The following is a 7,538-nucleotide window of genomic DNA, read 5'->3' as shown; positions in this document are numbered from 1 at the left end:
TTTTAATATGCAGATAAACAATGATGATTCAAGATAATTATACATATTTGACCGAGGCTCCCATCCATCGTGTGATTATAACGATGGCTCTTCCTACAATTGTAAGTATGCTGGTTACCAGTCTTTACAATATTGCCGATACGTTTTTTGTGGGACAAATCGATACACAAAGCACAGCAGCGGTAGGCATTGTGTTCTCTGTCATGTTTTTTATTCAGGCTTTTGGCTTCTTCTTTGGGCATGGTTCGGGCAATTATATTTCTAGAGAGTTAGGGGCTAAGCGTATAGAGAATGCCGAGCGAATGGCCAGCACCGGGTTCTTTTTATCGCTATTTTTCGGTCTTGTATTCCTTGTGATAGGTGAGTTGTTGCTCACGCAGTTCTGTATATGGCTTGGTAGCACGCCTACTATTCTGCCTTATTCCGAACGCTATATGGGTATTATCTTACTTGGTGCCCCTCTGCTAACGTCGTCGTTGACGCTCAATAATCAAATGCGATTGCAGGGAAATGCACGTCTAGCCATGTATGGTATCGTCACCGGTGCTCTTATCAATGTGTTGCTCGATCCTCTATTTATATTTGTCTTCGATATGGGAGTGGCCGGAGCTGCGGTCGCTACGGTTATAGGACAGACTGTAAGTTTTTGTATTCTTCTCCATATGACCCATCGTTCGCAGAATATCAGTATTCGTTTGAGAAACTTCTCTCCCTCTCGTACGGCTTTGAAAGAGATATTCTATGGAGGTTCTCCCTCGTTGTCTAGACAGGGATTAGGTTGTGTTGCTACGATTTCATTGAATGTTGTGGCAGGTAGATATGGCGATGCAGCCATTGCAGCCATGAGTATCGTCAGTCGAATAACGATGCTTGTGATGTCGGCTGTCATAGGTTTGGGACAGGGATTCCAACCTCTTTGTGGTTTCTGCTATGGTGCTAAGCTCTACAAGCGGTTGTGGAGTGCCTACAGATTTACGGTGAAAGTGGGCACGATGTTCCTTTTGGTCTTTTCTATTATTTGTTTTTTGTTTAGTAATGATGTGATAGCTGTGTTCCGTAACGAACCTGATGTGATTGCAATAGGTACTGTGGCACTCAATTGGCAATTGGTCACATTACCTTTATTGGCGGTGATAGTGACGAGCAATATGCTTACTCAAACATGCCGGAAACCGCTTCGTGCTAATATATTGGCCGCTGCTCGACAGGGCTTGTTCTTTGTCCCGCTTATTCTAATGCTTCCTTTCTTTTTTGGTTTGAAAGGTGTAGAGATGTGTCAGGCATGGAGTGATGCTTGTTCATTCTTGATTACTGTGCCCGTCATGATTTATACTTATCGTGAGTTTTTTCCTAAGAGATGATTTCTCATTCATATTACCTCTTTCTTTGGGAGAGTGATTAAGTAGGATGCTTTGCTCCTTATATTTTATCCAATCCTTTCCTTGTATTCTTTTTCAATGCTTTGAATTGGGTTGGTGTCATACCGGTTACGCTTTTAAATTGACTGCTTAGATAGGCCACACTGGAATAATCCAACAGGTTGGCTATCTCTGTAAGAGATTGTTGGTCGTATTTTATCAACTCTTTCACACGTTCAATACGCTGCATGATGTAGTAGCGCTCGATGGTCAGTCCGGTCACTTCACTGAACAATTTACTTAACAAACTGTAGTCGCTATGCAGTTGGTGAGCCAGATAGTCGCTCAAGTTCATATTTCTGTTGCTATCGGTATAATGAACCAATTTTATAATAGCTGACTTAATTTGTTCGATAGTCTGCTGGCGTCTGTCATCGAGTAATTCAAAACCTAAGGCTTCCAATCGATTGCGGAGTGTTGCTTTCTGCTCATCAGTTAATGTATTGCTAATGTGTACTTCGCCTAATTCCACACTTAAAGGGTGCAGGGAAAGGTTTTGAAGAGTTTGCGATACTGCCATCTTGCAGCGATCGCAAACCATATTTTTAATATATAATATTGTCTCCATCTTGTCACAAAGATACATAGACTTGCGGAAATAGGCAAATCAAAGTGGATGGTTATTCTTCCAGTTTAATAACTAATAAACTCACAAACTTAAATGCTCAAATGGCTGCAAGGGCTTGGCAGCATTGCTGCCTAGGCTTTTCAGTATTCCTGCCAAGCCACTTCAGCAAAATTGCTGAGCCGTTGCAGTTTCGTAGTTATGAAGTAGACGAATTGACAAATAGGCAAGTTTGAGAGTCTATATAATCTTTGTTGGCAGAATATTATAAACTATATCCATAATAACGTAACATAAATGGGGGATATATCTAGTATCTTTGTAGCAACAGAAGAATATAGATGAGAAGAATTACATTCTTGCTTCTTACGCTTTTCTGTCTAAAACATTGTTTAATAATAAATCGAGGAAGTTATGAATAAGATGTTTCAAGTGAATGGTATGAAGTGTGTACATTGTAAAGCTAATGTAGAGAATGCAGTAAAGGCAATTATCGGAGTAGCTAGTGCTGAGGTTAATTTGGAAGCAAAGAGTTTGATGGTTGATTTTGATGAGGCTCTGGTGGCAATTGATAATATCAAGGCGGCTGTCGATAATGCCGGCTATGAGTTTGTAGGATAGGAGAACCGAGTATGGAAAAACGAACGATTCCGGTTGTCGGTATGGCTTGCTCGGCTTGTTCGGCCAATGTGGAGCGAAGGTTGAATGCACTTGAAGGCATCAGTATGGCATCGGTGTTATTGCCCAGTCGTTCGGCTTTGGTGGAGTACGACCCGCAAGTCATCTCGCTCGAAAAGATGAAGAGTGAGATCAATGCTATTGGTTACGATATGATTATCGAGTCAGACCGCAGTGTCGTTGAGATTGAACGACGCGAATATCAATTGTTGTTACGTAAGACAATACTATCATGGATATTCTCGCTATTGGTGATGTCGGTCTCTATGGGGTGGATAGTTATCAATAATCGCAGCGCTGCCAATCAAGTAGCCATGCTTCTTGCCTTGGCCAACTTTGTGTATTGTGGTCGTGGATTTTTTGTCTCGGCATTCAAACAGATACGTCATAGGGCAGCCAACATGGACACGTTGGTGGTGTTGAGTACCTCTATTGCTTTTCTTTTTAGTGTGTTCAACACCTTTTGGGGTGCGACGGTGTGGGGCACGCGAGACATTGAATGGCACACATATTTTGACGCCTCGGTGATGATTATCACATTTGTACTCACTGGTCGACTCTTGGAAGAGAGGGCAAAGAATGGTATGGCCGGGAGTATTCGGACTTTGATGGGACTCGCGCCCAAGACTGCTCATGTGGTAAAAGGTGAGGAGATAGAGGAAGTTCCTATCTCTACCATTACCGTGGGCGATGTGTTGGAGGTGCATCCGGGCGAGAAAGTACCGGTAGATGGCGATGTGACATGGGCTAATAGCTTCATGTTGGAAGGTGGAGCATACGTAGACGAGTCGATGATAACGGGCGAACCAACACCTGCTCTCAAGCAAATGGGGAGCAAAGTGTTGGCTGGTACGATACTTCAACAGGGCAAATTGCGCTTCCGGGCACGTCAGATAGGGGAGAATACGGCCTTGGCTCACATCATCAAGATGGTGCAAGAGGCTCAAGGAAGTAAGGCTCCTGTGCAGCGAATCGTCGACAAAGTTGCTCTTATCTTTGTTCCGGTAGTGGCTTCCATAGCCCTGCTAACTTTTATAATATGGTGGGCTGTAGGGGGCAATGCTGCTCTTCCACAGGCCATTTTGTCGGCTGTGGCTGTGTTGGTGATAGCATGCCCGTGTGCTATGGGATTGGCTACGCCGACAGCTTTGATGGTTGGTATAGGGAAAGCAGCGCAGAAAAATGTGCTCATCAAGGATGCAACAGCTCTAGAAAGTATGCGAATGGTGGATGTTATGGTGATAGATAAGACAGGTACCATTACGATTCCAAATCAAAATATAGATTTCACGAAAGCCGACGACCTGCCTTTGGAAGAGCGAGAGACACTGAAACCTAATGCGTGTGAGGCGATGAAAGAATTACAAGATATGGGTGTCGAGGTGTATATGATGAGTGGTGACAAGGAAGAGGCGGCTCATTATTGGGCCGAGAAGGCTGGTATTAAGCATTATTATAGTAAGGTATTGCCGCAGGATAAGGAGAATTTGGTGCGTAAGCTACAAGCTGAGGGAAAGCGCGTGGCTATGGTTGGCGACGGCATCAACGATACTCAAGCATTGGCTTTGGCCGATGTGAGTGTGGCCATGGGGCGCGGTACGGACGTAGCCATGGATGTAGCGCAAGTGACTTTGATGACTGACGATTTGCAACGTATACCGGAAGCCATTCGATTGAGCAAGAAAACGGTACGTATGATATGGCAGAATCTGTTCTGGGCGTTTGTCTATAATATCGTATGTATACCGTTGGCGGCCGGTATTCTCCATTTATTTGGTATCGATTTCCAAATCACTCCGATGTGGGCAAGCGCTTTGATGGCTTTCTCTAGTGTGAGTGTGGTGTTGAATAGTCTGCGATTAAGATTTGCGTAAAGGTATAGATGATATAATAACAAAAAAGAGACGGGCTGATGCTCGTCTCTTTTTGTGACTTCGCTGGGATTCAAACCCGGAACCTTCTGATCCGTAGTCAGATGCTCTATTCAGTTGAGCTACGAAGCCAATCCATAAGTATTGCTATTAAGAAGAGTGGTGACTCCGCTGGGATTCAAACCCGGAACCTTCTGATCCGTAGTCAGATGCTCTATTCAGTTGAGCTACGGAGCCCCGTTCTTAATTTGCGAATGCAAAGGTAGTAACTTTATTTTGTACCACCAAATTTTCGCTTACTTTTTATTTGATAAGTTCCACAGAACGTCTTAAAAAGGCATCTAGAGCCTGTCCTTTAAGCATTCCATTTTGCAAAAGAGCTAGGTCTATCAACTGATGTACGATAGAATTGTCCTTTGCATAGTTGGCAATGACCTCTGTCTTTTTTTTCTTTTCGTTGGAAATACTTTCCTCTGTGTTCTTAACATCGTCTTTCTCGTCTTGTGTAATTTCCTCCGGTTTCTTGCCAGATTGGCTCTGATGGAGGGCAGCGAGACGTGCTTGCAAGCCTTTGAGCTCGCTGACAATGGGTTTTAAGGCCTCTGTAGTTTTGTTTTCGCAGTCTTCCAAGATACTCTTAACGAGTGCATGGTCGCTGTTGAGTACGATGGTGTAGCTGTCGGGCATCTGTGAATAGAAGCTCATACCGGCTTGGAACTTGCTCATTTCTTTCATTCGGCGCATGTATTCGCTCTGTGTGATGAGCACCGGTTGGCTTTCTTGTCCGAGTGCTTGTACCTCTACTTGGAAGTCGGCTTGGCCTATTTGAGGCATCTGCGACTTGAATACTTGTGACAAATTGTCACGCTTTTCCTCTTCTAGTTCGACTTTCTTGCTGTCTTCTTTAACGATGAGGCGGTCAACGACATCGGCATCTACACGAGTGAAACGGCTTTTTTCAAACTTTTGTTCCAGCATGGAAACCATCGGAGAATCCAATTGTCCATCGAGCAACAGTACGTTGTAGTCTTTCTGCTTAGCTGCTTGGATATAGGTATATTCCTCTTCTTGGTTATTTGTGTACAGATATACCAAGTTGCCATCTTTATCTGTTTGGTTGTCCTTGATAAGTGTCTTGTAGTCTTCGTAAGTGTAGTATTTATTGTCTACATCCTTGAATAAGGCGAAGTCTTTGGCTCTGTCGTAGAAATCTTCTTGTGATAACATACCGTAATGGATGAAGATTTTGAGGTCGTCCCACTTCTCTTCGTATGCCTTGCGGTCTTCTTTGAAGATGCTTTGTAGTCTGTCGGCTACCTTCTTAGTGATATAAGTAGAAATCTTTTTGACGTTGGCATCGCTTTGGAGATAACTGCGGCTCACGTTCAAAGGTATATCCGGAGAGTCTATTACACCGTGCAGCAAGGTGAGGAATTCAGGTACGATACCTTCTACTTGGTCGGTTACGAATACCTGATTGCAATATAATTGAATCTTGTTGCGCTGTAATTCGATGTTCGCTTTGATCTTCGGGAAGTACAAGATACCCGTCAGATTGAAAGGATAATCCACATTCAGGTGAATCCAGAACAAAGGTTCGTCCTGCATAGGATACAGTTCACGATAGAAGTTCTTATAGTCTTCATCCTTCAATGTAGACGGAGTTTTGGTCCAAAGTGGCTCAATGTTGTTGATGACATTGTCTTCTTCGGTGTCTACCATCTTACCATCTTTCCATTCACTCTTCTTTCCGAAGGCTACTGGAACAGGCATAAAGCGACAGTATTTGTTCAGTAGTTCTTGTATCTTATTCTTCTCTAAGAACTCTTTGCAGTCGTCGTCGATGTGCAAAATGATGTCGGAACCTCTGTCAACTTTCTCTACCTCTTCTATAGTATAGGCCGGACTGCCATCGCAACTCCACTTAACAGCCTTTGAACCTTCCTTATAGCTCTTGGTAATAATTTCTACTTGCTTGCTCACCATGAAGCTGGAATAGAAGCCAAGTCCAAAGTGTCCGATGATAGCATTGGCGTTATCCTTATACTTATCGAGGAAGTCGTTGACGCCGGAGAAAGCAATTTGGTTGATATATTTATCTATCTCGTCTTCGGTCATGCCGATACCACGGTCGCTAATAGTCAAGGTTCCCTTCTCAGTATCTAGTTTTATTTGTACGGTAAGGTCGCCCAACTCGCCTTTAAAGTCTCCTTTTTCGGCCAAAGTCTTAATCTTTTGTGTGGCATCAACAGCGTTGCTGACCATCTCGCGAAGGAAGATTTCATGATCAGAATAGAGAAATTTTTTGATGACAGGGAATATATTCTCTGTTGTAACCCCGATATTTCCTTTTTGCATAATACAATATAGTTTAGTGTTTTCTACTCATTCCATGCAAAGACTGTGCCAAATTGGTTTGCTATCTGTTAGATACCGTATGCCTACATTATATTAAATGTTAGAAAAATATATCAAATTGATTCATTTAAATAGAATTAATGGTTTTCTGTGTGAGCCGTCTAGAAAAAATACTATCTTTGCAATAGCTATTCAACTCCAATGTAATGCGTTAATCATGGAGAATCTAAAAGAAACAAACAACCTAATAGCTGATTACTATACTCAGCACTACGACGAACTACTAGCATTTGTATGCAAGCATTCATTGAGTCAAGATACATCGGAAGACATTGTTCAGAATGTCTTCTTAAAGATATTGTCAATAGGCAAGATGATTACAGCTATCACATTACCGAGTCTTGTCTACACGGTAGCCCGCAATCTGATATATGATTATTGGCGTCATTTACGCTATGTAGAGGAATACGAACACTATCTAGCATGGCAGGGATGCCAAAGTAATCCGGTCTCTGTATATTCGATAAATGAAATAGGGGAGATACTGGAGAAGGGTATTGCCCGCTTGAGCGACAAGCACCGACACATCTATAGAGAGACCTCTGCAAAACCTTACCTCATTCTCTATCATTCTTGTTTTTGAACACT

6 protein-coding genes and 2 tRNA genes are annotated in these 7,538 nt (G+C 42.8%); 4 read left to right on the top strand and 4 right to left on the bottom strand.

The genetic code is table 11. The features are described from left to right. Window positions 1-20 precede the first annotated feature (20 nt). Window positions 21-1,361: an MATE family efflux transporter gene (locus HMPREF0671_RS11305; RefSeq protein WP_036900772.1), complete on the top strand. Its 1,341-nt coding sequence runs from the start codon at window positions 21-23 to the stop codon at window positions 1,359-1,361. A 58-nt stretch (window positions 1,362-1,419) separates the two neighbouring features. Here the strand turns inward: HMPREF0671_RS11305 and HMPREF0671_RS11300 are convergent, their stop codons facing one another. Next, entirely contained in the window at window positions 1,420-1,986 is a 567-nt protein-coding gene (locus HMPREF0671_RS11300) for an AraC family transcriptional regulator (RefSeq protein ID WP_036900778.1), read from the bottom strand. Between the two features lie 411 nt (window positions 1,987-2,397). On the opposite strand from HMPREF0671_RS11300, the gene HMPREF0671_RS11295 reads away from it, so the two are divergent. Together HMPREF0671_RS11295 and HMPREF0671_RS11290 are read left to right on the top strand one after the other, a co-directional pair. Continuing rightward, window positions 2,398-2,604 carry a heavy-metal-associated domain-containing protein gene (locus tag HMPREF0671_RS11295; protein ID WP_036900768.1) on the top strand — a complete coding sequence of 69 codons (207 nt, stop codon included), beginning with the start codon at window positions 2,398-2,400 and terminating at the stop codon, window positions 2,602-2,604. 11 nt (window positions 2,605-2,615) lie between these two features. Continuing rightward, window positions 2,616-4,535, top strand: a complete 1,920-nt coding sequence (locus HMPREF0671_RS11290; protein ID WP_036900765.1) for a cation-translocating P-type ATPase — start codon at window positions 2,616-2,618, stop codon at window positions 4,533-4,535. 55 nt (window positions 4,536-4,590) lie between these two features. Here the strand turns inward: HMPREF0671_RS11290 and HMPREF0671_RS11285 are convergent. The 3 genes from HMPREF0671_RS11285 to htpG all read right to left on the bottom strand — a co-directional run bounded on the left by HMPREF0671_RS11285 (window position 4,591) and on the right by htpG (window position 6,890). Continuing rightward, window positions 4,591-4,664: transfer RNA gene (locus HMPREF0671_RS11285), tRNA-Arg, on the bottom strand. A 28-nt stretch (window positions 4,665-4,692) separates the two neighbouring features. Next, window positions 4,693-4,769: transfer RNA gene (locus HMPREF0671_RS11280), tRNA-Arg, on the bottom strand. A gap of 66 nt (window positions 4,770-4,835) precedes the next feature. Continuing rightward, window positions 4,836-6,890 carry a molecular chaperone HtpG gene (htpG, locus tag HMPREF0671_RS11275; RefSeq protein ID WP_036900762.1) on the bottom strand — a complete coding sequence of 685 codons (2,055 nt, stop codon included), beginning with the start codon at window positions 6,888-6,890 and terminating at the stop codon, window positions 4,836-4,838. A 217-nt stretch (window positions 6,891-7,107) separates the two neighbouring features. Between htpG and HMPREF0671_RS11270 the strand changes: the two genes are divergently transcribed. Then, window positions 7,108-7,533: a sigma factor gene (locus tag HMPREF0671_RS11270; protein WP_052053039.1), complete on the top strand. Its 426-nt coding sequence runs from the start codon at window positions 7,108-7,110 to the stop codon at window positions 7,531-7,533. Window positions 7,534-7,538: the final 5 nt, after the last annotated feature.

This window comes from Prevotella sp. S7 MS 2, assembly GCF_000762865.1.
Classification (GTDB): domain Bacteria; phylum Bacteroidota; class Bacteroidia; order Bacteroidales; family Bacteroidaceae; genus Prevotella.
The sequence above is the reverse complement of the archived record's forward strand: the minus strand, read 5'-3'. Positions and strand labels throughout refer to the sequence as shown.